The organism is Pseudomonas sp. AKS31 (assembly GCF_023634765.1).
In the GTDB taxonomy this organism is placed as follows: domain Bacteria; phylum Pseudomonadota; class Gammaproteobacteria; order Pseudomonadales; family Pseudomonadaceae; genus Aquipseudomonas.
Window position 1 is genome coordinate 108,127 of sequence record NZ_JAMLFX010000011.1, and the last position, 22,192, is coordinate 130,318.

Annotated in this window: 22 protein-coding genes and 1 pseudogene; 9 read left to right on the forward strand and 14 right to left on the reverse strand. The window is 59.0% G+C overall.

Features of this window, described 5'->3' with window-relative positions; all coding sequences use genetic code 11:
- Positions 1-27: 27 nt before the first annotated feature.
- The 3 genes from yjiA to M9827_RS22415 form a co-directional block, all read right to left on the reverse strand.
- A complete protein-coding gene (gene yjiA / locus M9827_RS22405) occupies positions 28-999 on the reverse strand; it encodes a GTPase (RefSeq protein WP_250607174.1) in 972 nt (323 codons plus the stop codon).
- 159 nt (positions 1,000-1,158) lie between these two features.
- Positions 1,159-1,356 (reverse strand): YbdD/YjiX family protein, encoded by a 198-nt coding sequence (locus M9827_RS22410; RefSeq protein WP_003228401.1) that lies wholly within the window; start codon positions 1,354-1,356, stop codon positions 1,159-1,161.
- Positions 1,357-1,371: 15 nt separating this feature from the next.
- Positions 1,372-3,438, reverse strand: a complete 2,067-nt coding sequence (locus M9827_RS22415; RefSeq protein ID WP_041477781.1) for a carbon starvation CstA family protein — start codon at positions 3,436-3,438, stop codon at positions 1,372-1,374.
- Between the two features lie 159 nt (positions 3,439-3,597).
- Between M9827_RS22415 and M9827_RS22420 the strand changes: the two genes are divergently transcribed.
- A complete protein-coding gene (locus M9827_RS22420) occupies positions 3,598-3,966 on the forward strand; it encodes a PilZ domain-containing protein (protein ID WP_250607175.1) in 369 nt (122 codons plus the stop codon).
- Between the two features lie 118 nt (positions 3,967-4,084).
- Here the strand turns inward: M9827_RS22420 and radA are convergent, their stop codons facing one another.
- From radA to katB, 3 genes are read right to left on the reverse strand one after another with little or no spacing between them, the layout of a single operon-like run.
- Positions 4,085-5,452 (reverse strand): DNA repair protein RadA, encoded by a 1,368-nt coding sequence (gene radA / locus M9827_RS22425; protein WP_007909773.1) that lies wholly within the window; start codon positions 5,450-5,452, stop codon positions 4,085-4,087.
- 45 nt (positions 5,453-5,497) lie between these two features.
- Positions 5,498-6,043, reverse strand: a complete 546-nt coding sequence (locus M9827_RS22430) for an ankyrin repeat domain-containing protein (RefSeq protein ID WP_250607176.1) — start codon at positions 6,041-6,043, stop codon at positions 5,498-5,500.
- 59 nt (positions 6,044-6,102) lie between these two features.
- Positions 6,103-7,644, reverse strand: coding sequence for a catalase KatB (katB, locus tag M9827_RS22435; protein ID WP_250607177.1), 1,542 nt, complete (start codon positions 7,642-7,644; stop codon positions 6,103-6,105).
- Positions 7,645-7,929: 285 nt separating this feature from the next.
- Here katB and mscL point away from each other — a divergent pair, with 285 nt between their 5' ends.
- Complete coding sequence (gene mscL, locus M9827_RS22440) at positions 7,930-8,343, forward strand: large-conductance mechanosensitive channel protein MscL (protein ID WP_250607178.1); 414 nt, start codon at positions 7,930-7,932, stop codon at positions 8,341-8,343.
- A 46-nt stretch (positions 8,344-8,389) separates the two neighbouring features.
- On the opposite strand, the gene M9827_RS22445 is transcribed toward mscL, so the two are convergent.
- Positions 8,390-9,166 (reverse strand): ferredoxin--NADP reductase, encoded by a 777-nt coding sequence (locus M9827_RS22445; RefSeq protein WP_250607179.1) that lies wholly within the window; start codon positions 9,164-9,166, stop codon positions 8,390-8,392.
- A 316-nt stretch (positions 9,167-9,482) separates the two neighbouring features.
- Here M9827_RS22445 and M9827_RS22450 point away from each other — a divergent pair.
- Positions 9,483-10,196, forward strand: a pseudogene (locus M9827_RS22450) (autoinducer binding domain-containing protein).
- 177 nt (positions 10,197-10,373) lie between these two features.
- Positions 10,374-11,498: a methyltransferase gene (locus M9827_RS22455; RefSeq protein WP_250607180.1), complete on the forward strand. Its 1,125-nt coding sequence runs from the start codon at positions 10,374-10,376 to the stop codon at positions 11,496-11,498.
- Between the two features lie 72 nt (positions 11,499-11,570).
- Here the strand turns inward: M9827_RS22455 and M9827_RS22460 are convergent, their stop codons facing one another.
- From M9827_RS22460 to M9827_RS22470, 3 genes are all read right to left on the reverse strand, one after another.
- A complete protein-coding gene (locus tag M9827_RS22460; RefSeq protein ID WP_007909751.1) occupies positions 11,571-11,738 on the reverse strand; it encodes a DUF2474 domain-containing protein in 168 nt (55 codons plus the stop codon).
- Positions 11,739-11,800: 62 nt separating this feature from the next.
- Positions 11,801-12,808: a cytochrome d ubiquinol oxidase subunit II gene (gene cydB / locus M9827_RS22465; RefSeq protein WP_250607181.1), complete on the reverse strand. Its 1,008-nt coding sequence runs from the start codon at positions 12,806-12,808 to the stop codon at positions 11,801-11,803.
- A 3-nt stretch (positions 12,809-12,811) separates the two neighbouring features.
- Positions 12,812-14,260 (reverse strand): cytochrome ubiquinol oxidase subunit I, encoded by a 1,449-nt coding sequence (locus M9827_RS22470; RefSeq protein WP_250607182.1) that lies wholly within the window; start codon positions 14,258-14,260, stop codon positions 12,812-12,814.
- Positions 14,261-14,666: 406 nt separating this feature from the next.
- On the opposite strand from M9827_RS22470, the gene M9827_RS22475 reads away from it, so the two are divergent.
- Positions 14,667-15,905, forward strand: a complete 1,239-nt coding sequence (locus M9827_RS22475) for an MFS transporter (protein ID WP_250607183.1) — start codon at positions 14,667-14,669, stop codon at positions 15,903-15,905.
- Between the two features lie 12 nt (positions 15,906-15,917).
- On the opposite strand, the gene M9827_RS22480 is transcribed toward M9827_RS22475, so the two are convergent.
- Together M9827_RS22480 and M9827_RS22485 are read right to left on the reverse strand one after the other, a co-directional pair.
- Positions 15,918-16,463, reverse strand: a complete 546-nt coding sequence (locus M9827_RS22480) for a DJ-1 family glyoxalase III (RefSeq protein ID WP_250607184.1) — start codon at positions 16,461-16,463, stop codon at positions 15,918-15,920.
- 67 nt (positions 16,464-16,530) lie between these two features.
- Positions 16,531-16,980 (reverse strand): DUF4879 domain-containing protein, encoded by a 450-nt coding sequence (locus tag M9827_RS22485; protein ID WP_250607185.1) that lies wholly within the window; start codon positions 16,978-16,980, stop codon positions 16,531-16,533.
- A 222-nt stretch (positions 16,981-17,202) separates the two neighbouring features.
- On the opposite strand from M9827_RS22485, the gene M9827_RS22490 reads away from it, so the two are divergent.
- A complete protein-coding gene (locus tag M9827_RS22490) occupies positions 17,203-18,498 on the forward strand; it encodes an NCS2 family permease (RefSeq protein ID WP_250607186.1) in 1,296 nt (431 codons plus the stop codon).
- A complete protein-coding gene (gene trmA / locus M9827_RS22495) occupies positions 18,495-19,574 on the forward strand; it encodes a tRNA (uridine(54)-C5)-methyltransferase TrmA (RefSeq protein ID WP_250607187.1) in 1,080 nt (359 codons plus the stop codon). Before M9827_RS22490 ends, trmA begins: the two co-directional genes overlap by 4 nt.
- A 55-nt stretch (positions 19,575-19,629) precedes the next feature.
- Here trmA and M9827_RS22500 read toward each other — a convergent pair whose 3' ends face one another.
- Together M9827_RS22500 and M9827_RS22505 are read right to left on the reverse strand one after the other, a co-directional pair.
- The gene (locus M9827_RS22500) at positions 19,630-20,076 is read right to left on the reverse strand and encodes a DUF2442 domain-containing protein (RefSeq protein WP_250607188.1); all 447 of its coding nucleotides are present in this window, start codon (positions 20,074-20,076) and stop codon (positions 19,630-19,632) included.
- Entirely contained in the window at positions 20,073-20,501 is a 429-nt protein-coding gene (locus M9827_RS22505; RefSeq protein WP_250607189.1) for a DUF4160 domain-containing protein, read from the reverse strand. The genes M9827_RS22500 and M9827_RS22505 overlap by 4 nt, the downstream gene beginning before the upstream one ends.
- A gap of 330 nt (positions 20,502-20,831) precedes the next feature.
- On the opposite strand from M9827_RS22505, the gene aroQ reads away from it, so the two are divergent.
- Both aroQ and M9827_RS22515 read left to right on the forward strand, forming a co-directional pair.
- Entirely contained in the window at positions 20,832-21,272 is a 441-nt protein-coding gene (gene aroQ / locus M9827_RS22510) for a type II 3-dehydroquinate dehydratase (RefSeq protein ID WP_102899935.1), read from the forward strand.
- 5 nt (positions 21,273-21,277) lie between these two features.
- The gene (locus tag M9827_RS22515) at positions 21,278-22,132 is read left to right on the forward strand and encodes a shikimate dehydrogenase (RefSeq protein ID WP_250607190.1); all 855 of its coding nucleotides are present in this window, start codon (positions 21,278-21,280) and stop codon (positions 22,130-22,132) included.
- Positions 22,133-22,192 lie beyond the last annotated feature (60 nt).

The window sequence follows — 22,192 nt, forward strand, 5'->3', positions numbered from 1 at the left end:
GAGGCCATCACTGACAACCAGGATCCATCAGGCAGAAGCCACTCTGGCAAACCCCGCGCGAATCTTCTCTTCCGGCAAGTCATCGGCAATAAACACAATCACACTTTCCCGCGCCTCACCCTCGGCCCATTCGGTATCCCAGTCGAAGCCATAGAGCTTCAACACGCCCTGAAACACCAGGCGCCGATCCTCACCCGCGATGTTCAGCACGCCTTTGTAACGCAGCAACTGCTTGCCGTGTTCTTCCAGCAGCTCATTCATGAACTCGCTGAGCTGATCGATATCCAGCGGCTGATCGGTGCGCAACACCAGACTGGAAATGCGATCAATCGACGGCGCCTTGCTGACCGGGCGCAAGCTCAAACCACCGCCGAGATCAGCATTGAGGTTGAAGCCGCGCACATCGAGCAGCTCCGCCAGATCGATGTTGCCGTGCTCCACCACTCGGATCGGCGCGCGCCGGTTGATCCGCGTCAGGCGTTCGCTCAGCTCGGTGAACGTGGCTTCATCGACCAGATCGGTCTTGCTCACCAGCAAGCGGTCAGCGAAACCGATCTGTGCCTGGGCGATGGTCTGGGTCAGGTGCACGTCCGCGTGCGCGGCATCGACCAGGGTGATGATGCCGTCAAGCAGGTAGCGCTCGCGCAGCTCTTCGTCGATGAAAAAGGTCTGCGCCACCGGCGCCGGATCGGCCAGACCGGTGCACTCGATGACCAGGCGATCAAACGCAATCTCGCCGCTGTCCAGGCGCTCAAGCAGCAGGTACAGCGCTTTGGTCAGGTCGGTGTGAATGGTGCAGCAGACGCAGCCGTTGGCCAGGGTCATGACTTGCACCGGTTCGTCACCGAGCAACTGAGTGTCGATGCCGGCATCGCTGAATTCGTTTTCGATCACGGCGATTTTCAGGCCGTGCTCGGCTTTCAAGATATGGCGCAGCAAGGTGGTCTTGCCGGCACCGAGGAAACCGCTGAGTACCGTGACCGGGATGGGAGAGGACAAAACTCGATCTCCTTCAAATAAATGAACAACACGAAAACAAATGTGGGAGCGAGCCTGCTCGCGAAAGCGGTGTGCCAGTCAAATTATTCATCAACTGACACTCCGTATTCGCGAGCAGGCTCGCTCCCACAGGGATTACCTCAACCTTGCGCTGTCAGCTCAACAGCACTTCGGCCCACCCTTGCCACCGTAACGGGCTTCCTGACGTTCGCGAAAGAACATCTCGTAGCTCATCACCGGCTTGTCCGGGTGCTTGGTTTGCATATGCTCGACGTAGGTGTCGTAGTCGGGCATGCCGACCATCAGGCGCGCGGCCTGACCGAGGTATTTACCGAGGCGACTCAGGTCATTGAACATGGTGCAATCCTCTGGTTACGCGTCCGGCAGGGCCTGGAATGGCGATTCTTTATCCGTACGCTCTTTTTTGCCCCAGGCGGCGATGCCGACCTTGAGCGCATAGAACAGGATGCTGAAGACCACGAACAGGAACAGCGCGGTAAGCGTTGCGTTGGTGTAAGCGTTGAAGATCACGTGCTGCATCTGCTCGACGCTTTTTGCCGGTGCCAGCACCTGACCATTGGCCAGCGCATCGCTGTATTTCTTGGCCAGCGACAGGAAGCCGATCGCCGGGTTGGCATCGAACAGTTTGATGAAGCCGGCCGTCGTGGTGCAGATCAGCAGCCAGGTAGCCGGCAGCAGGGTGACCCAGATGTAGCGCTGGCGCTTCATTTTGATCAGGACCACGGTGCCGAGCATCAGCGCGATACCGGCCAGCATCTGGTTGGAGATACCGAACAACGGCCACAGGGTGTTGATACCGCCCAGTGGATCGATCACACCCTGGTACAGCAACCAGCCCCACATCGCCACACAACCGGCGGTGGCAATCAGGTTGGCGGTCCACGATTCGGTGCGTTTCAGCGCGGGAACGAAGGAGCCGAGCAGGTCCTGCAGCATGAAACGTCCGGCACGGGTGCCGGCGTCCACGGCCGTCAGGATGAACAGCGCTTCGAACAGGATCGCGAAGTGGTACCAGAACGCCATGGTGTTTTCACCCGGCAGGACACTGTGCAAGATCTGCGCAATACCGACCGCCAGGGTCGGCGCACCACCGGCACGGGCCAGAATAGTGGTTTCACCGATGTCGTGGGCCACGGCTTGCAGTGCTTCCGGCGTGATCGCGAAGCCCCAGCTCGTGACCATTTGCGCCACTGACGCGGCATCACTGCCGACCACGGCGGCCGGGCTGTTCATGGCGAAGTACACGCCTGGCTCGATCACCGAAGCGGCAACCATCGCCATGATCGCCACGAACGACTCCATCAACATGCCGCCGTAACCGATGTAGCGGGCGTTGGTTTCGTTATCCAAAAGCTTCGGCGTGGTGCCCGAAGAAATCAGTGCGTGGAAACCGGAAACCGCACCGCAAGCGATGGTGATGAACAGGAACGGGAACAGACCGCCCTTCCACACCGGGCCGGTGCCGTCGACGAACTGGGTCAGTGCCGGCATTTTCAGCTCGGGCATGGTCACCAGAATGCCGATCGCCAAGGCGACGATGGTACCGATCTTGAGGAAAGTCGACAGATAGTCACGCGGCGCCAGAATCAGCCACACCGGAAGCGATGCAGCGACGAAACCGTAACCAACCAGCATCCAGGTAATCTGCACGCCGGTGAAGGTGAAGGCCTTGGCCCACACCGGATCAGCAGCAATCTGCCCACCGAGCCAGATCGACCCGAGCAACAGCAATACGCCGACCACGGAGATCTCGCCGATGCGGCCCGGGCGGATGTAGCGCATGTAAATGCCCATGAACATCGCGATCGGGATGGTCGCCATTACGGTGAAGATGCCCCACGGGCTCTCCGCCAGCGCTTTGACCACAATCAGTGCCAGCACCGCGAGGATGATGATCATGATCAGGAAACAGCCGAACAGGGCGATGGTGCCGGGAATACGGCCCATTTCTTCACGCACCATGTCGCCCAGGGAACGGCCGTTGCGCCGGGTCGACATGAACAGCACCATGAAGTCCTGCACCGCGCCTGCCAGCACCACACCGGCAATCAGCCAGAGCGTGCCGGGCAAGTAGCCCATCTGCGCGGCCAATACCGGGCCGACCAGAGGTCCGGCGCCCGCGATCGCGGCGAAGTGGTGACCGAAAAGAATGTGTTTATTGGTCGGCACATAGTCCAGACCGTCGTTGTTGAGCACGGCGGGGGTGGCCCGACGCGGATCGAGTTGCATCACATTGTTAGCGATGAACAGGCTGTAGTAACGGTACGCAACCAGATAAATGGCCACAGCCGCGACCACGATCCACAAGGCGTTGATTGCCTCGCCGCGGCGCAATGCCACTACGCCCAGGGCGCACGCTCCTACGATTGCCAGCACTAACCACGGTAAGTGGCGTAGCAGGCTATTATTATTTTTCATTTTATTATTCCAGCCAGGGTGGACAAGAAAGACAGCCACCCCGAGTTTAGCGCTTACGGCGCCAAAGGCCATACCCCGACGTTGGTCTAGACGCTTTAGCGATTGGCTGGCGCCCGCATTCGCGGTCTATAGTCAGCGAACCTTCAAGAGGATTGCGCCATGAGCGACCACTCCGCCAACCGACGTCGTTTCAAACGTATTGCGTTCGATGCCAGAACCGAGCTGAGTCAGGGCCAATTCATCTGGCCGGTCAAGCTGATCGATCTGTCGCTCAAGGGACTGCTGATCGAGCGACCGGAGCCGTGGCTGGGGGATCGCGAACAGGATTTCTTCGTTGACATTCATCTGAGCGATGACGTCGATATCGAGATGGATGTGCACTTGGCCCATGAGGAAAACGGCCAGTTGGGGTTTGTCTGCCGGCATATCAGCCTGGAATCGATCCAGCGCTTGCGACGGTTGATCGAGTTGAATCTGGCGGATGAGGCCGAACTGGAACGCGAACTGGGTGCCTTGATCGAAATCTAGCCATCACTACAAAGCTCCTGTGGGAGCGAGCCTGCTCGCGAAGACGGTGTGTCATTGAGCAATGATGCCGACTGACACGGCCCCTTCGCGAGCAGGCTCGCTCCCACAAGTTCGGCGTTCACTCAAACAATGCGTCGAGCGCCTGTTCAAGGCGGGTCACGGCGATGATCTGCAAACCCGGAGGGGATTCCTTCGGCGCATTGCCTTTAGGCACGATCGCCCGCTTGAAGCCATGCTTGGCCGCTTCCTTCAAACGCTCCTGCCCGCTCGGCACCGGACGCACTTCACCCGACAGCCCGACCTCACCGAACACCAACAGATCATGCGGCAACGGCCGGTTGCGCAGGCTCGACATGACCGCCGCCATCAACGCCAGATCCGATGCCGTCTCCAACACCTTCACCCCGCCGACCACGTTGAGGAACACATCCTGATCGTGAGTCGGAATGCCACCGTGGCGATGCAAAACCGCCAACAACATCGCCAAACGGTTCTGATCCAGCCCCAACGTCACCCGCCGCGGATTGGCCAGATGACTGTCATCGACCAGCGCCTGCACTTCCACCAGCATCGGCCGCGTGCCTTCCCATGTGGCCATGACCACGCTGCCAGGGACTTCTTCCTGCGCACGAGTCAGAAATATCGCCGAAGGATTGGAGACTTCTTTCAAACCCTTGTCGGTCATGCCGAACACGCCCAACTCGTTGACCGCGCCGAAACGGTTTTTCACCGCGCGCAGCAAGCGCAAACGGCCATCGGACTCACCTTCGAAATACAGCACGGTGTCGACCATGTGTTCGAGAACACGGGGACCGGCCAACGCGCCTTCCTTGGTAACGTGGCCGACGAGGAAAATCGCCGTGCCGCTCTGCTTGGCATATCGCACCAGCAGCGCCGCGCTCTCACGTACCTGGGAAACGCCGCCGGGGGCCGATTGCAGTTGTTCGGTGAAGATCGTCTGGATCGAGTCGATCACCATCACCTTGGGTTTTTCCTGACGGGCGGTGGCGATGATGGTTTCGATGCAGGTTTCGGTCATTACCCGCAGTTGATCCTGCGGCAGTCCGAGACGCCGGGCGCGCATCGCTACTTGTTGCTGGGATTCTTCACCGGTGACGTACAGGGCGGGCATGCTTTTGGCGAGGTTGCACAGGGTCTGCAACAGGATCGTCGACTTGCCGATGCCCGGATCGCCGCCGATCAGCACCACCGAGCCGTCGACCAGACCACCGCCGAGGACCCGGTCCAGTTCACCGGACGCGGTGGAAAAGCGCGGAATCTCTTCGATGCTGACTTCGGCCAACGTCTTGATCTGCGCCTGTTGCCCGGCCCAGCCGGTACGCCCGGTCGGTGCCGTGGCACCGCCGCTTTCGATCATGGTCTCGGTCAGGGTGTTCCAGGCGCCGCACTCGCCGCACTGGCCCGCCCACTTGGGAAAGGTTGCGCCGCACTCGGTGCAGCCGTACATGCGCTTGGCCTTGGCCATCAGAACCCCCGATAAAAACCGCGATGATAACGCACGTGCCGACGATCAGCGCGGCGCCGCACTACGGATTTCGCCACTGGCCAGACGCGTGGCGCTATTACCCAACGGATCTTCGGCATTCAGGTCCGCGCCCTTGGTTTTCAGCGCATCGAGCAATTCCAGGCGCTTGAACAATCCGGCGTACATGGCTGCCGTCTGCCCGGCGCCATTGCGCTGATCAGGGCTGCAATCGGTAGCCATCAGGCGCCGGGCGATCTGTACTTCACCTTTGAAAATCGCCCCCATCAGCGCGGTGTTGCCGCGTTGATCCTGGGCACAGGCATCGGCGCCAGCAGCAAGTAACCGCTCCACGGCCGGGGCCTGACCGTGATAGGCCGCCAGAATCAGCGCGGTGTAACCCTTGCTGTCGCGGGTGTCGAGGGAATAGCCGGACTCGATGAACGTGTCGAGCATCGGCACATCACCACGTCGGGCCGCATCGAAGTAGTAGTCCTGTAGCTGGGCTTTGATCGCAGCGGGACTCTGCTCGACCGGTGCCGCCCATGCCGCGAACGACAGGCAACCGGCCAAGAGTAAAAGACAGGTTCGCATCAGCATTCTCCTTTAACGGAACGGGGCCTGACTCAGGCCCCGCGTGCGCTACATCGGTGTCAGTCGACCAGTTTCGCTGCCAGCGCCTTGACCCGGCTCAGGTCACCCTTGGCCACTTCCGTGACGCCAGTGCCGTATTCCGGATCGGCCTTATAAAGGAAGGACAGGATGATGTGCTTGCTCTCGTCATCGGTGGTCGCCAGCGAGCCGCCGAAGCTGTCGATCAGGTCCCGGCGTTCCTTCTTGCTGAACGAGCGATACAGATCACCGGCCTGCTTGAAGTTCTGCTCACGCTGGATCTTCGCCTGCTGCGTGCTGCCCGACAGCGCCAACTGGCTGTAACGCGCGCCTGGCGTCTCGTCACGGGGTTGCAGTCGGCTTGGCTGGTAGTTCACACCACTGTTGCTGGCGCCGAAGTTCATCGCGCCATCCTGGTTGCCATTGTTCACGGCAACTTTCGGCGCATTGATCGGCAATTGCAGGGCATTGGCACCCAGGCGATACATTTGCGTATCGGCATAAGAAAACACTCGGCCTTGCAACAAACGGTCTTCGGAGGGTTCGATACCCGGAACAACATTGGCCGGTGCCATGGCCACTTGTTCGGTTTCCTGGAATACATTTGCCGGATTACGGTTCAATACCATTTGTCCAACTTTTCGCTCAGGAATACCTGGCCAGATCTTGGTGGCATCTAATGGATCGAAATCAAACTTGGACAAATCTTGTGGTTTCAGCACTTGAATGTACAAGTCCCATTTCGGGAAGTTACCTTTATTGATATTGCTCACCAGATCATTGGTCATATGACTGTAATCTTGACCCTGAACTTTCGCGACTTGTTTTGGCGTGAGGTTATTAAGCCCCTGCAAGCTCTTCCAGTGAAACTTGACGTAATGAACTTCGCCCTTGGCGTTAATCAACTTATAAGCATGGACACCGTTACCGTCCATTTCTCGATAACTGGCCGGCGTACCCGAGTTCGAATACAACTCGGTCAACGTTCGGGTAGCCTCCGGTACGTGGGAGAAGAAGTCGAATCGGCGAGAATCGTCATCAAGGTTTGTCCGCGGATCCGGTTTGAACGCGTGCACCATGTCGGGAAACTTGATCGCGTCGCGGATGAAAAAGGTCGGGAAATTGTTACCGACCAGATCCCAGTTGCCGTCGGCGGTGTAGAACTTGGTGGCGAAACCTCGCGGATCACGCAGGGTTTCCGGTGAGTGATTACCGTGCACCACCGCAGAGAAACGCACGAATACCGGCGTTGTCTGGCCGGCGGCGAACACCTTGGCCTTGCTCAGGTCGCTGAGATCGTTGGTAACGGTGAAGGTGCCATGGGCGCCGGTGCCGCGGGCGTGAACCACACGCTCGGGAATGCGTTCACGGTCAAAGCGCTGCAACTTCTGAATCAATTGCACATCCTGCAGCAGCACCGGGCCGCTGGCACCGGCGGTCTGCGAGTTCTGATTGTCACCGACCGCTGCACCGTTATCGCGGGTCAGCGGCGCGGCGTTTACGGAGAAGGTCAACAGGCTGGCGGTGAGTACGCCGAGGGTGCGACGACGGGGAAAAGCCCCCAGTCCAAGTGCGGAGTTCATATCAGGATCCTCTGGTTTTTTTGGGCGCATCCAGGTGCGCCAACCCAAGGCTAGAGGCCTGCGGCGTCGAACATAAATAGAAAGAACGTAACGCCATGATTGAGAAAATTGGCTTTCCGATCAGCGAGTTACCGTATATTTCGCGCGCGACTGCTGGCACTTTGCAAACTAATCGTCGATTGATGTGTCGATAAAAACGGGCATTGTAAGAAGGTGTTTCGCGCAGGACGCGTTTTGCTGATTTACACTGCGTACACCAAACTCATCTGTAACAAGGAAATAACTATGGGCGTGCTAAGCGAGTTCAAGGCCTTCGCGGTCAAAGGCAATGTGGTCGATATGGCCGTCGGTATCATCATCGGTGCTGCCTTCGGCAAGATTGTTTCGTCGTTTGTCGGGGACGTCATCATGCCGCCAATCGGCCTGTTGATCGGGGGGGTAGACTTCAGTGATCTGGCCGTCACGCTCAAGGCCGCAGTGGGAGACAGCCCTGCGGTGGTACTGGCCTACGGCAAATTCCTGCAGACCGTACTCGACTTCATCATTGTCGCTTTCGCCATTTTCATGGGTGTCAAAGCAATCAACCGCCTCAAACGCGAAGAGGCCGTGGCCCCTACCCTGCCACCGGTGCCGACCAAGGAAGAAGAGTTGCTGGGCGAAATCCGCGACTTGCTCAAGGCCCAGAACACCCGGCCCTGAATTCTGTGCACGATAGAAACAACGGCGCCTTCGAGGCGCCGTTTGTTTACCAGTAGTTTTCCACGGCCACCTGACCGGGCCGGCGGGACAGGCTGAGGCTCATGTGGCGTTTTTTCAGCAGCGCGCGCGCGTCATCGATCATCTGTGGATTACCGCACAGCATGACGCGCGAGTGTTGCGCTGACAGCTCCACACCGGCTGCGCGCTCCAGCTCACCATTTTCAATCAGGGTGGTGATGCGCCCGTGCAGTGCGCCAGGATGCGCTTCACGCGTCACCGTCGCGATGAACTGCAACTTGTGCGCATGCTCGCTGAGGTAGTCACGCTGCGTGAGTCCGGCAATCAACTCTTGATAGGCCAACTCCCGCGCTTCGCGCACGCTGTACACCAGAATGATGCGCTCGAATTTTTCCCAGACTTCGAAGTCCTGCAGAATCGACAGAAAAGGCGCCACCCCGGTGCCTGTGGATAACAGCCATAAATCGCGGCCATCGACGAAGCGGTCAAGCGTCAGATAGCCGAAAGCCTGGCGATCCACCAACAAGGTGTCGCCGACCTGCAATCGGCTCAGCTCACTGGTAAATTCCCCGCCCGGTACGACGATGGAAAAGAACTCGAGGAACTCGTCAAAAGGCGACGACACCATCGAATAAGCGCGCCACACAATGCTGCCATCGGGCCTTGTCACACCGAGCCTGGCGAACTGCCCGGCGCGGAAACGAAAACCTGCGTCCCGGGTGGTCCGCAAGGTGAACAGGCTTGGGGTCAAGGGTTGAACATCAAGCAACGTCTGCGTGGTGTATTTCTCGGCGCTGGCGGTCATGGGGCACTCCATTGAACGATTGCCCTCAGTGTCGCGCATATTGTCTCCCTTAAACACCGACGATGAGTAATGGCATTCAGCTATTTAGCGACATGAATAGAAATTCAACTCATCAAGAAAACTTGAATGTAAAACTGAAATTTAGGATGACGATCTGAATACTAAAGTCATCATTCGCTAAGAACCTTTTATAAAAACATTCCCACGATCGATATCGAAAAAATTTAATGCTCATTGTACGAAACGTCCTACACTCCTTTCCGTGCCGGATCTTTTGGATCCATTCTGCACCCCGCAATAGCAATGGAGATTCAGTATGGAAACGTGGAAGGAGTCGCAGTTAAAGCAACTCACCTTCGCTAAGGGAATTGATGCTGCTTATCCGATTCTGTTGAGGTTTGCTGAAAACCTGGGCTTTAATTATTGCGCCGTTTCGGTGACTTCACCCCATCGGGAATTACACCTTGATACCTTGCAAATCAATAACTACCCGAAAGAATGGAGTACGCAATATGACCAAAAAAACTACGGTAAAATCGACCCACTAATAGCACACTGCAATCACTCAATGATGCCCATTGTCTGGAGCCAATCCGTATTCGCGCAAACACCTCAGCTATGGCAGGGTTTGCAGCAACATGGACTGCAACATGGCTGGTAACAGTCGTTCCACCATGAGCAAAGCGGTTTGTGCAGCATCATCAGCCTGGCGCGCAAGCACTGCCCCATCAGTCCCCTGGAGTTGTATGAACATTTTGGCTATATGTTCTACGCCACCAGTCACCTGAGTGAACTGTTTGCCCGGACATTGCCGCCCCAGTCTCTCAAGCCCCGCCAACCACATCTGTCGCCACGCGAACTGGAGGTTCTGCAATTGTCAGCCGGCGGCAAGACCGCCTATGAGATCTCGAAAATCCTCAGCCTGAGCGAACGCACCGTGAACTACCACGTGCAGAACGTCATCGAGAAGCTCAACGTCTGCAACAAGATTTCCGCTGTCATCGCGGCCGCCAGAGCCGGCATCATCTAATCAAAGAGTCTTGCGTCCCCTATAAAACGTGCAGGTAATAACGTAGAAAAAAACGTACCATTCGCGCCCCTCCTGAGTGATGACCTGAACGTTCGGCGTTGCATTACACTCGGGCGGTGCCGCAGCGCAATGTCAGGGCTGTGGAACACCCCGTTGATTACCCTGAGTTCCCGCCCCATGCCTCTGCTTGATACGCCGTTTGCCCAACTCGACCTGATCCGCCAGCCCGAACAGCAGAACGAACCGCTGCAAGCCTTCGATGCCGCTGACGAATACCTGCTCAACCATCTGGCGGCGCAACAACCGGCGGCGGACACGCGAGTATTGGTGCTCAACGACAGCTTTGGTGCCTTGGCTGCCAGTTTGTCGGGCAAGGTCAGGGTCAGTAGCAGCGGTGACTCGTTTCTGGGTTTCCAGGGCCTGGAAAAAAACCTGCTGCGCAATGGTCAGGCGTTTGACGCTGTTCGCGGGATTCCCGCCAGCGAGCCATTGGTCGGACCGTTCGACCGGGTGCTGATCCGCGTGCCGAAAACCCTCGCACTGCTGGAAGAACAACTGATTCGCTTGCAGGGACAACTCGCTCCCGGCGCCGAAGTCGTCGCAGCGGCCATGGTCAAACACCTGCCACGCGCCGCCGGTGATCTGCTTGAGCGCTACATTGGCCCGGTGCAAGCCTCGCTGGCGGTGAAAAAGGCTCGCTTGTTGATCGCCACGCCTGAAGCAAAAGCCCCGACAGTCTCGCCCTACCCGTCACGCTATCGCCTCGACGAGCCATCGATCGAGTTGCTCAACCACGCCAACGTATTCTGTCGCGAAGGCCTGGATATCGGCACGCGAGCCTTCCTGCCGCATCTGCCGAAAAATCTGGGCAGCGCCCGAGTCGCCGATCTGGGCTGTGGTAATGGTGTACTGGCAATCGCGAGTGCTCTGCAAAACCCTGATGCGCACTACACGCTGGTCGACGAGTCGTTCATGGCGGTGCAATCGGCTCGCGAAAACTGGCGCGCAGCGCTGGGCGATCGTGAAGTGATCGTGCGAGCCGGCGACGGCCTGGCCGGACAGGAAGCGCAATCACTGGAGGTGGTGCTGTGCAATCCGCCGTTCCATCAGCAGCAGGTAGTGGGCGACTTCCTCGCCTGGCGCATGTTCCAGCAGGCGCGCGAAGCGCTGGTGGTGGGTGGCGCGCTGTATATCGTCGGCAACCGCCATCTGGGTTACCACAGCAAACTGGCGCGGTTGTTCCGCGGCGTGGAACAAGTGGCCGCCACGCCGAAATTCGTCATCCTCAAAGCGCGCAAGTAGATCTCAAGGCAAAAAAAACCCTCCGTGAGGAGGGTTGCAAAACCGTACCCGAAGGCGCCGGGACGGGATGATTCAGTGTGTGGTCAGGCCTGCGGCGTTCATGAACATGCGCATCAGGCTGGCAGCGATAAACAGCACACCGACGCTGCCGACCCAGATCAAGGCCAACCAACCGAGCCGCTGCCACAGCGGTTTTTTTTCGGCTTCTTCAATATCGTGCAGGGAATGTTTGCCGGGCATTTTGTTAAACCTCTTCAACATTGATGGCGCCGCTGCCGACGCCATCGCGAGCAGGGTTGTGCTTAGTGATAACCGTCTTCATGGGTGACCTTGCCGCGGAACACGTAGTAGCTCCAGAAGGTGTAACCCAGGATGAACGGAATGATGAACAGCGTACCCACCAGCATGAACCCCTGACTTTGCGGCGGTGCGGCGGCGTCCCAGATCGAGATCGACGGCGGCACAATGTTCGGCCACAGGCTGATGCCCAGGCCGCTGTAGCCGAGGAAGATCAGCACTAGGGTCAGCAGGAACGGCATGTAGTTGGCGTTGCGCGCCACGGCGCGGATCAGTCCGTACATCGTCACCAGCACCAGAATCGGCACCGGCATGAACCAGAACAGGTTTGGCATGCTGAACCAGCGAGTTGCAATATCCGGATGAGCCATCGGCGTCCAGATACTGACAATACCGATCACGGCCAGCAGGACGAAAGCCAATGGCCGTGCCAGGTCATGCATCTGCTCCTGCAGCTTGCCCTCGGTTTTCATGATCAGCCAGGTGCAGCCGAGCAAAGCATAGGCAACCACCAATGCGGCGCCGCAGAACATCGTGAATGGTGTCAGCCAGTCCAGTGAGCCACCGGCAAACTGCCGATTGACCACCGGCAGGCCGTCGATGAATGCTCCGAGCGCCACGCCCTGGAAGAACGTCGCCGCCACCGAGCCGCCGATAAAGGCTTTGTCCCACAGATGACGCTTGTCGTCCTTGGCCTTGAAACGGAACTCGAAGGCCACGCCACGGAAGATCAAACCGATGAGCATGAAGATCAGCGGCAGGTACAGCGCCGACAACACCACCGAATAAGCCAGCGGGAAGGCGCCGAACAACGCTGCGCCGCCCAGCACCAGCCAGGTTTCGTTGCCGTCCCAGACCGGGGCGACGGTGTTCATCATCACGTCACGGTCGACTTTGCCCGGGATGAACGGGAAAAGAATCCCGATACCCAGATCGAAGCCGTCCATGACCACGTACATCATGATGCCGAAGATGATGATCACGGCCCAGATCAGCGGAAGATCAATACCCATGGCTCAAATCTCCTTGGTCAGGCGAATGTCATCGTCGCCGTGATCGGCATCAGCCGTATCGTCGGCAGCGGACAACGGACGCGCAGGTGTGCGTTTCTTGCCTGGACCACCGTCCGGCGTCTCGGCGCCTTCGCTGATCTTCGGCCCCTTGCGCACCAGGCGCATCATGTAGCCGAGACCAGCGCCGAACAGGGCGAAATACACCACCACAAACATGATCAGCGTGATGCTCATCTGCATGAAGCTGTGGTTGGAAGACGCATCTGCGGTGCGCATCAAGCCGTAAACCACCCACGGCTGACGACCGATTTCCGTAGTGAACCAGCCCGCGAGAATCGCGATCAGACCGGACGGCCCCATCCACAACGCCAGGTACAGGAAAGGTCGCGAGGTGTACAGCGAGTCGCGTTTACGCAGCCACAGGCTCCACAAACCGGTGAAGATCATCAGGAAACCGAGGCCGACCATGATCCGGAACGACCAGAACACAATGGTCGAATTCGGCCGGTCTTCCGGCGGGAATTCCTTGAGCGCCGGAACCTGTTTGTCCAGCGAGTGAGTCAGGATCAGGCTGCCGAGGTACGGAATCTCCACGGCGAATTTGGTTTTCTCTTCTTTCATGTCCGGCCAGCCGAACAGGATCAGCGGCGTCGCTTCGTCGCCTTTGTTTTCCCAGTGACCTTCGATCGCGGCGATTTTCGCCGGCTGATGCTTGAGGGTGTTGAGACCATGGAAGTCGCCGATGACGGCCTGGATCGGTGCGACGATCAACGCCATCCACATCGCCATCGACAGCATGGTGCGGATCGCCGGGTTGTCCTTGCCGCGCAGCAAGTGCCAGGCCGCCGAAGAACCGACGAAGAACGCCGTGGCGACGAACGCTGCCGTCGCCATGTGCATCAGGCGATACGGGAATGAAGGGTTGAAGATGATCGCCAGCCAGTCGGTGGGGATGACTTGACCGTTGACGATCTCGAAGCCTTGCGGGGTCTGCATCCAGCTGTTGGAAGCGAGAATCCAGAACGTCGAAATCAGCGTACCGATCGCCACCATGACAGTGGAAAAGAAGTGCAGTCCGCGTCCGACCTTGTTCCAGCCAAACAGCATCACACCGAGGAAACCGGCCTCGAGGAAAAACGCCGTGAGCACTTCATAGGTCAGCAACGGCCCGGTGACGGCGCCGGCGAAATCCGAGAACCGGCTCCAGTTGGTGCCGAACTGGTAGGCCATGACCAGCCCGGAGACCACGCCCATGCCGAAGTTGACGGCAAAGATCTTCGACCAGAAATGGTAGAGGTCACGGTAGGTGTCGTTACGGGTTTTCAGCCACAAGCCTTCGAGTACCGCGAGGTAACTCGCCAGGCCGATGGTGATGGCCGGGAACAGGATGTGGAACGAGATGGTGAACGCGAACTGAATTCGGGCGAGATCGAGTGCCTCTAAACCGAACATAAGTCTTCCTCTGTCAGGTAAAACCGGCTGTGGGGCTTTTGGCCCCTGCGCCTACTGCCCCCACGGATATGGAGTGCGGCGAATTCTGATTCGTTCTTTTTAAACAACCATCGCAACGCGGGGAGTCTGGCCAACGGGCCACCAGAGCATGGCCCGGGAGGGTCTTGATCTGGATCAAGCAACGTTGAAAGAGTAGTCCCATTTCCGACGAAGAACTGCGTGGTCGTTTGCCGCGTGACAAGTTGCCTCACTGCAGCAGCAACCCTTTGCCATGCATCTCCTCGCCACACGCAGTCAGGCAACGGGCGAAATAGATGTCTGGCTAACTAAATTTTTTGTCATAGCAACTTCCTGTTACAGACTGGTGATAACCTCGCCATTCCCCTCGAGCCAGACCTGCCTTCAGATGCCCAGCCAAGAGCCCCTGCTGTTACGTCACCATCGTCCGTTTCTTGCTTTCTGGTTCGCGCGGATTTTTACCGCCAGCGGCTTTCAGATGCTCACCGTGGCAATTGGCTGGAACCTCTACCAATTGACCGGCAACGTCCTCGATCTGGGTCTGGTCGGGCTGGTCGAATTCGCCCCGCGTGTGCTGTTCATGTTGCACACCGGGCATGTCGCTGATCGTTACGACCGGCGCAAAGTTGCGGCGATCTGTCAGTCGTTGCAGGCATTGATCGCCCTGGCGCTGGCCATCGGCAGCGCCACCGATCACGTCACCCGCGAGATGATCTTCATCCTCGCCTTCCTGCTGGGCGCGGCGCGTTCGTTCGAGATGCCGACCACCCAGGCACTGCTGCCGAGCATCGTGCCCAGCGCGCTATTCCCGCGGGCAGTGGCAGCGGCACAGTCGGCGCAACAGTCGGCCACCATCGTCGCCCCGGCGCTGGGCGGCTTGCTCTACGCGTTCGGCAGCGTCTGGGTGTATGGCCCGACCGTGCTGCTCTACGTCATTGCCTGCACCTTGATGCTCAACCTGCCCGCACGGCAAACGCCGCTGAACAAAGGCAAAGCGACGCTGGATTCATTGCTGGCGGGAATTCGCTTCATTCGCAGTCGCCCGGACATTCTCGGCGCTATTTCGCTGGATTTGTTTGCGGTACTGCTCGGCGGGGCCACGGCGCTGCTGCCGGTATTCGCCAAAGACATCCTGCTGACCGGACCATGGGGCCTCGGCTTGCTGCGTTCGGCTCCGGCGGTCGGCGCACTGGGGATGTCGCTGTTTCTCGCGCGATTTGCCGTGGAGCGCAATGTTGGCCGGGTGATGTTCACGGCGGTCGGAATATTCGGCGTTGCGACCATCGCCTTCGGCCTGTCCACCTCGTTCTGGTTCTCGCTGGCAGTATTGGTGGTGCTCGGCGCGGCGGACATGATCAGCATGGTGATCCGCGCCTCCTTCGTACAACTGGAAACCCCGGACGAAATGCGCGGCCGGGTCAGCGCGGTGAACGGCCTGTTTATCGGTGCTTCGAATCAGCTCGGCGAATTCGAATCCGGCCTCACCGCCCACTGGTTCGGCACCGTGCCAGCGGTGGTCATGGGTGGCATCGGCACGCTGGTGGTGACTGGGACGTGGATCAAGTTGTTTCCGACGCTGGCGAACCGGGACCGGATGCATCTGCCGGCGGAAGAGGCGAAGGTCTGAAGCGATCCAGACCTACAACTCCCCCGCCACTTTCGCCCGCAAGACCTTGCCGCCCAGTTGCTCGACCAGCGTCAAGGCAAATTCCAGCGCAGCGCCGGAGCCTTGGGCGGTGACGCAGTTGCCGTCGACCACCACCGGTTGATCAACAAATGTACAGCCCGACAGTTGATGACTGGTGCCGGGCAAACAGGTCATGCGCCGTTGGCGCAACACGCCGAAGGTTTGCAGGGCGACGGCCGGGGATTCGGCGATGGCGGCGAACAGGCGTCCGGCGCTGGCCTGATCCTTGACCAACTGTTGCAACGGTTGATGCGCCGTCAGGTGTTGTGCGCCGACGGCGCCGCCGGGCAGGACGATCAGGTCGAAGGTTTGCGCCAGCACATCGACCAGCATGCCGTCGGCGGTCAGGCGCGTGCCACGCGCGCAGGTGAGCATGCGTCGCCCTTCAATACTGGCGGCCACCACTTCGATGCCGGCCCTGCGCAGCACGTCGATCAGGGTCACGCTTTGCAGATCATCGATGCCCTCGGCGAGGGTAATCAGGACTCTAAAGGTCATGGGCGTTATCCGCTGGGTGATCTTCCAAGCGTAGACAGCTTTGTCCGGCCCTGTTCGCAGACAGCCGTTACTTGATGTAAAGCTGGGTCGACATCGTGTTGCGTGGCGCGTTGATCGAGGTGTTGCTGAAGCTGAAGGTGCCTTCCTGCTTGCCCGCCAGATCGAAGGTATAAAGAGACCCGACGGTACTGCGCCCCGGGGTGCACTCGGTCAGGTTGCCATTATCAAAGGCACAGACCGGCGCTCGGGTGCCGTTCACCTCGAAACCATCCAGGGTGGCATGCGGCTGGCTCTGACCGTATCCGACTTCCAGCACATAGACCTTGATGCTCGGCCCGTTGTGATTGCATTGGGTCTGCGTCTGGCCATCACCGATGTCTTCCAGGCCACAGGCCGGCGATTGCACCTTGATCACCTTCACTTGGGTCAACGGCTGCGCCGAGGCCGCCAGCGCTACCGGAGCCACGGCCAGCAACGCTGCAATCAAACCCGAAACCTTCATCCAGCACCTGCTCATGCACTTCCCGCCCCGAAAAAATCAGCGCGCAGTATGGCGCAGTTGGCTTCAACGCAAAACTTCGCCGACGATCGACACCAACAACCGCCATATTCCTCACGCTGCTGGTATGATGCGCGGCTTTTTCCGGCCCACCACAATTTTCCAGGCGCTTGCGACGGTCTGTGCTTTGCTGTTGAGGTCGATACATTCACGGCGCCACGCGCGCCACGGGGAGCAGACATGCTGGAAAGGCTGTTTCAACTCAAGGCACACAACACCAACGTGCGCACCGAGATTCTCGCGGGCATCACGACCTTCCTGGCCATGGCCTACATTCTGTTCGTCAACCCGAGCATTCTCGGCGAGACCGGCATGGACAAAGGTGCGGTGTTCGTCGCCACCTGTCTGGCCGCCGCGATCGGTTCGACGATCATGGGCCTGATCGCCAACTACCCGATTGCCCTCGCTCCGGGCATGGGTCTGAACGCCTTCTTCACTTACACCGTGGTCCTGCACATGGGCCACACCTGGCAAGTGGCGCTGGGCGCGGTGTTCATCTCGGCGGTGTGCTTCTTCCTGCTGTCGATCTTCCGCATCCGTGAATGGATCATCAACAGCATTCCGCTGCCACTGCGTTCGGCGATTGCTGCCGGTATTGGTTTGTTCTTGGCGCTGATCGCCCTGCACAACGCCGGTATCGTGGTCAGCAATCCTGCGACCATGGTTGGCCTCGGTGACCTGAAACAGCCAGCACCGATTCTTGCCACCCTCGGTTTTGCCTTGATCGTTGCCCTCGAAGCGCTGAAAGTGCGCGGCGCGGTGCTGATCGGCATTCTGGCGGTGACCATCATCTCCATCGCCATGGGCTTCACCCCGTTCGGCGGCGTGACCTCGATGCCTCCATCACTGGCCCCGACTTTCATGCAACTGGACATCAAAGGCGCGCTGGACATCGGTCTGGTCAGCGTGATCTTCGCTTTCCTGTTCGTTGACCTGTTCGACAACTCCGGCACCCTGATCGGCGTCGCCAAGCGCGCCGGCCTGATGGGCAAGGACGGCCACATGCCGAAAATGGGTCGTGCGCTGATCGCCGACAGCACCGCGGCCATGGCCGGTTCGTTGCTCGGCACGTCGACTACCACCAGTTACATCGAATCCGCCGCTGGCGTGAGTGCGGGCGGCCGTACCGGTCTGACGGCCATCGTTGTGGCGATCCTGTTCCTGCTGGCGCTGTTCTTCTCGCCACTGGCGTCCAGCGTTCCGGCCTTCGCCACGGCACCGGCACTGCTGTTCGTCGCCGTGTTGATGACGTCGGGCCTGGCGGAAATAGACTGGGACGACATCACCGTCGCCGCACCGGTCGTGGTCACCGCGCTGGCCATGCCGTTCACTTACTCGATCGCCAACGGCATCGCGTTCGGCTTCATCGCCTGGACCGTGATCAAGTTGCTGTCCGGCCGCGCTCGTGAGCTGAACCCGGCGCTGGTGATTCTGTCGATTCTGTTCGTGATCAAGTTGGGTTGGTTCAACGCATGACTTTCGATTCCCAGGCTTACGCCGAGCAACTTGAAGCCAAGGTCACGCGCTTGCGTGATCTGCTGGCGCCGTTCGATGCCCCCGAGCCGACCGTGTTCGACTCGCCGTTGCAGAACTTCCGTCTGCGCGCCGAATTCCGCCTGTGGCGCGAGGGCGGTGAGCGGCATTACGCGATGTTCTCCCAGGACGACAAACGCACGCCGATCCTCATCGAAGAGTTCCCGATCGCCAGCCTGCGCATCAATCAATTGATGCCGCAGCTGAAGGCGGCATGGCAGGCCAGTTCGGCGCTGAGCCACAAGCTGTTTCAGGTGGAGTTCCTGACCACGCTGTCCGGCGATGCGATGATTACCTTGTGCTATCACCGCCCGCTGGACGCGCACTGGCACGCGGCAGCCACGAAGCTATCGGCGGATCTCGGTGTCAGCATCATTGGTCGCTCGAAGGGCAAACGCGAAGTGCTGGGCCTCGATTACGTGGTCGAGAAACTTGAGGTCGGCGGCCGCACCTTCAGCTATCGCCAACCGGAAGGCGCGTTCACCCAGCCTAACGGCACGGTGAACCAGAAGATGCTCAACTGGGCGTACGAAGCACTGGGCGATCGCAGCGATGATTTGCTGGAGCTGTATTGCGGCAACGGCAACTTCACCCTGCCGCTCGCGACACGCGTGCGCAAAGTGCTGGCCACCGAAATCAGCAAGACCTCGGTCAACGCCGCCCTGAGCAACCTCAGCGAAAACGCTGTGGATAACGTCACGCTGGTGCGTTTGTCCGCCGAAGAACTGACCGAAGCGCTCAACGACGTGCGCCCGTTCCGCCGCCTGCAAGGCATCGACCTGAAGAGCTACGAATTCGGCAGCGTCTTCGTCGACCCGCCACGCGCCGGCATGGACCCGGACACCTGCGAGCTGACCCGCCGCTTCGATAACATCCTGTACATCTCCTGCAACCCGGAAACCCTGGCGGCGAACATCGCACAGTTGCACGACACCCACCGAATCACCAAATGCGCGTTGTTCGACCAGTTCCCGTGGACGCATCACATGGAATCGGGTGTGCTGCTGACACGCCGTTGATTGCCGATGCCGGATACGAAAAAGCCGTCGTGATTGACGGCTTTTTTGTGGGCGCTTACAGCGCGGGATCGGCCTTGCGTGGGCGACCGCCCTTTTTGCCGTTGGCCCGTGCCGCGGCGGACTTTGCAGCACTGCTCTGACGACCGTTACGCGATGCAACCACCGACGCGGCCATCCTCATGAGTGACGGGCTTGCTGAAATCATCCCGGCAATGGAAACGTCGAGGTCTTTGCCCTCGTGGCACAGCGCAGTGCCTGCGAAACCGACGGTCAGCTCCTCGTAATCGCCCGCATCAAACCCGTCGAACTCTGGATACTGGTTCACCGGTAGCAACACACCACTGCCGTCCTCAAAACGGATGACCAGAGAAGATTTTTCGACGCGCACAGAAACCGCCTGCAAACTGCTGGCCTGTCGTGCTTCACCACGCTCTATCGCTGCATCGAGCATTTCTTCCGTCAGTGGGCGATGTACGGACGGCTTTACCTTGATGACTTTCATAAGTGGATTTCAACTCCTTCCAGTTTGCCGACCAATGTCAGAAGCACCTTGCTCTCTTCTGGCTCATAGCGCGCCGCAGCGATCCTGTAGGTCGTATCGGTAACCGCTTTCATCACGGGAACCTCGTTTGATTCGCAGTCCCACACCTGATTGTCGAGACAGACGGTTTGCAAGCCTGACCACCAGATCCCACGTGCGCGACGCAGATGAACAGGATGTCCGAGTGATCGACACAAGCCCTCCAGCACGGCCATCGGCGGTCGACGAGACAGCGGCACGACATCCCACAGATCAATGTCGTTGTGCCAGAAGCTGAACTGGAATCGCGCATTCCAGACGCCCGCATTCACATGAACGTGAGGTGGGCAGTGCTCATCCCGCAACATTACGCGTATCGACAATCCCTTGTAGCTGCATACCTTCATCCTAACCCATCCGTTAGGTTAATAAATTTCAGGATTCGATAATCCTTTCAAATCCGACGACCGGAGCTGCACAGCACGCGCTACTCCTCTCCACTCTCAGGCTAGCGCCGGCATGGGTCAGGAGTCGGTGAATCTCCAAGAGAAAACGTAAGCAAAGCTGTCGTTACGACTCGAACAACATTCAGTATGAAATGGCTTGCGTTCGATTACCGAACACAAAAAACCTGGCCTCAAGCACTTCAATTGACCGATGTAACCATCTGGTACATTTTATCTCCACAGGCTGAAACACTCGGCCAAAGCCAAAAACAATAAGTGGAGTTACCCCTCATGCCCCCTATCGTTCTGGTGCTCAACGGCCCGAACCTGAACCTGCTCGGCACTCGCGAGCCGGCGACTTACGGTCACGAAACCCTGGCGGATATCTCGGCGCTGTGCGGGCGCGCTGCCGAAGAGTTCGGCCTGGCCGTGGAATTTCGCCAGACCAATCACGAGGGCGAACTGCTCGACTGGATTCACGCGGCCCGGGGTCGTTGCGCCGGAATCGTGATCAATCCGGCCGCGTGGACCCACACATCGGTGGCGATTCGCGACGCGCTGGTGGCCAGTGAGTTGCCGGTGATCGAAGTGCACCTGTCCAACGTCCACGCCCGCGAGCCGTTCCGCCATCACTCGTTCGTCTCGGCCATAGCCACGGCAGTGATGTGCGGCTTTGGCAGCCATGGCTATCGCTTGGCACTGGAACATTTCAGCCAGCGGCTAAAGGGGTAACGCGCATGTCTCGCTCTAACGTAATACTCGCCGGACTGATCGGCGCTGGCATTCAGGCCTCGCGCACGCCGGCACTGCATGAGCACGAAGGTGATGCGCAAGGCATGCGCTATCTGTATCGATTGATCGATCTCGATCAGCTGAAAATTGACAGCACCGCCCTGCCCGATCTGCTGCTGGCGGCCGAGCGGATGAATTACACCGGGCTGAACATCACGTTTCCGTGCAAGCAGGCCATCATCCCGCTGCTCGATGAATTGTCGCCAGAAGCCAAGGGTATCGGCGCGGTCAACACGGTGGTCTTGAAGGACGGTAAACGTGTCGGCCACAACACCGACTGCCTTGGTTTCGCCGAGGGTTTTCGCCGGGGGCTGAAGGACGCTGCCCGTGAACGCGTAGTCCAGATGGGCGCTGGTGGCGCAGGCGCAGCAGTGGCCCACGCGTTGTTGAGCGAAGGCGTACAGCAACTGAGCATTTTCGATGTCGATCGTGAGCGCGCCGAGAGCCTGGCGAACAATCTCAATCAGCATTTTGGCTCGGGTCGCGCGGCGGCCGGGCGGGATCTGCCGGGCACGCTGAATCAGGCCGACGGCCTGGTCAACACTACGCCGATGGGCATGGCCAAACTGCCGGGCATGCCGGTGCCGGTCGAGCTGTTGCGCAAGGAATTGTGGGTGGCGGAGATTGTGTACTTCCCGCTGGAAACCGAATTGCTGCGCAATGCGAGAGCGCTGGGTTGCCGGACGCTGGATGGCGGCAATATGGCGGTGTTTCAGGCGGTGAAGGCGTTTGAATTGTTCAGCGGCGTGGCGCCGGATGCGCAGCGGATGCTCGCGCATTTTCAAAGCATGAATGGCTAAAAACCTGTGGGAGCGAGCCTGCTCGCGAAGGCGTACCTTCAGTCAACATATTTACTGACT

Coding starts and splice junctions, on each gene's coding strand:
- M9827_RS22410 (WP_003228401.1), bottom strand. CDS start 1,356: ATGTTCAATGACCTGAGTCGCCTCGGTAAATACCTCGGTCAGGCCGCG.
- M9827_RS22415 (WP_041477781.1), bottom strand. CDS start 3,438: ATGAAAAATAATAATAGCCTGCTACGCCACTTACCGTGGTTAGTGCTG.
- M9827_RS22420 (WP_250607175.1), top strand. CDS start 3,598: ATGAGCGACCACTCCGCCAACCGACGTCGTTTCAAACGTATTGCGTTC.
- radA (WP_007909773.1), bottom strand. CDS start 5,452: ATGGCCAAGGCCAAGCGCATGTACGGCTGCACCGAGTGCGGCGCAACC.
- M9827_RS22430 (WP_250607176.1), bottom strand. CDS start 6,043: ATGCGAACCTGTCTTTTACTCTTGGCCGGTTGCCTGTCGTTCGCGGCA.
- katB (WP_250607177.1), bottom strand. CDS start 7,644: ATGAACTCCGCACTTGGACTGGGGGCTTTTCCCCGTCGTCGCACCCTC.
- mscL (WP_250607178.1), top strand. CDS start 7,930: ATGGGCGTGCTAAGCGAGTTCAAGGCCTTCGCGGTCAAAGGCAATGTG.
- M9827_RS22445 (WP_250607179.1), bottom strand. CDS start 9,166: ATGACCGCCAGCGCCGAGAAATACACCACGCAGACGTTGCTTGATGTT.
- M9827_RS22455 (WP_250607180.1), top strand. CDS start 10,374: ATGCCTCTGCTTGATACGCCGTTTGCCCAACTCGACCTGATCCGCCAG.
- M9827_RS22460 (WP_007909751.1), bottom strand. CDS start 11,738: ATGCCCGGCAAACATTCCCTGCACGATATTGAAGAAGCCGAAAAAAAA.
- cydB (WP_250607181.1), bottom strand. CDS start 12,808: ATGGGTATTGATCTTCCGCTGATCTGGGCCGTGATCATCATCTTCGGC.
- M9827_RS22470 (WP_250607182.1), bottom strand. CDS start 14,260: ATGTTCGGTTTAGAGGCACTCGATCTCGCCCGAATTCAGTTCGCGTTC.
- M9827_RS22475 (WP_250607183.1), top strand. CDS start 14,667: ATGCCCAGCCAAGAGCCCCTGCTGTTACGTCACCATCGTCCGTTTCTT.
- M9827_RS22480 (WP_250607184.1), bottom strand. CDS start 16,463: ATGACCTTTAGAGTCCTGATTACCCTCGCCGAGGGCATCGATGATCTG.
- M9827_RS22485 (WP_250607185.1), bottom strand. CDS start 16,980: ATGAGCAGGTGCTGGATGAAGGTTTCGGGTTTGATTGCAGCGTTGCTG.
- M9827_RS22490 (WP_250607186.1), top strand. CDS start 17,203: ATGCTGGAAAGGCTGTTTCAACTCAAGGCACACAACACCAACGTGCGC.
- trmA (WP_250607187.1), top strand. CDS start 18,495: ATGACTTTCGATTCCCAGGCTTACGCCGAGCAACTTGAAGCCAAGGTC.
- M9827_RS22500 (WP_250607188.1), bottom strand. CDS start 20,076: ATGAAAGTCATCAAGGTAAAGCCGTCCGTACATCGCCCACTGACGGAA.
- M9827_RS22505 (WP_250607189.1), bottom strand. CDS start 20,501: ATGAAGGTATGCAGCTACAAGGGATTGTCGATACGCGTAATGTTGCGG.
- aroQ (WP_102899935.1), top strand. CDS start 20,832: ATGCCCCCTATCGTTCTGGTGCTCAACGGCCCGAACCTGAACCTGCTC.
- M9827_RS22515 (WP_250607190.1), top strand. CDS start 21,278: ATGTCTCGCTCTAACGTAATACTCGCCGGACTGATCGGCGCTGGCATT.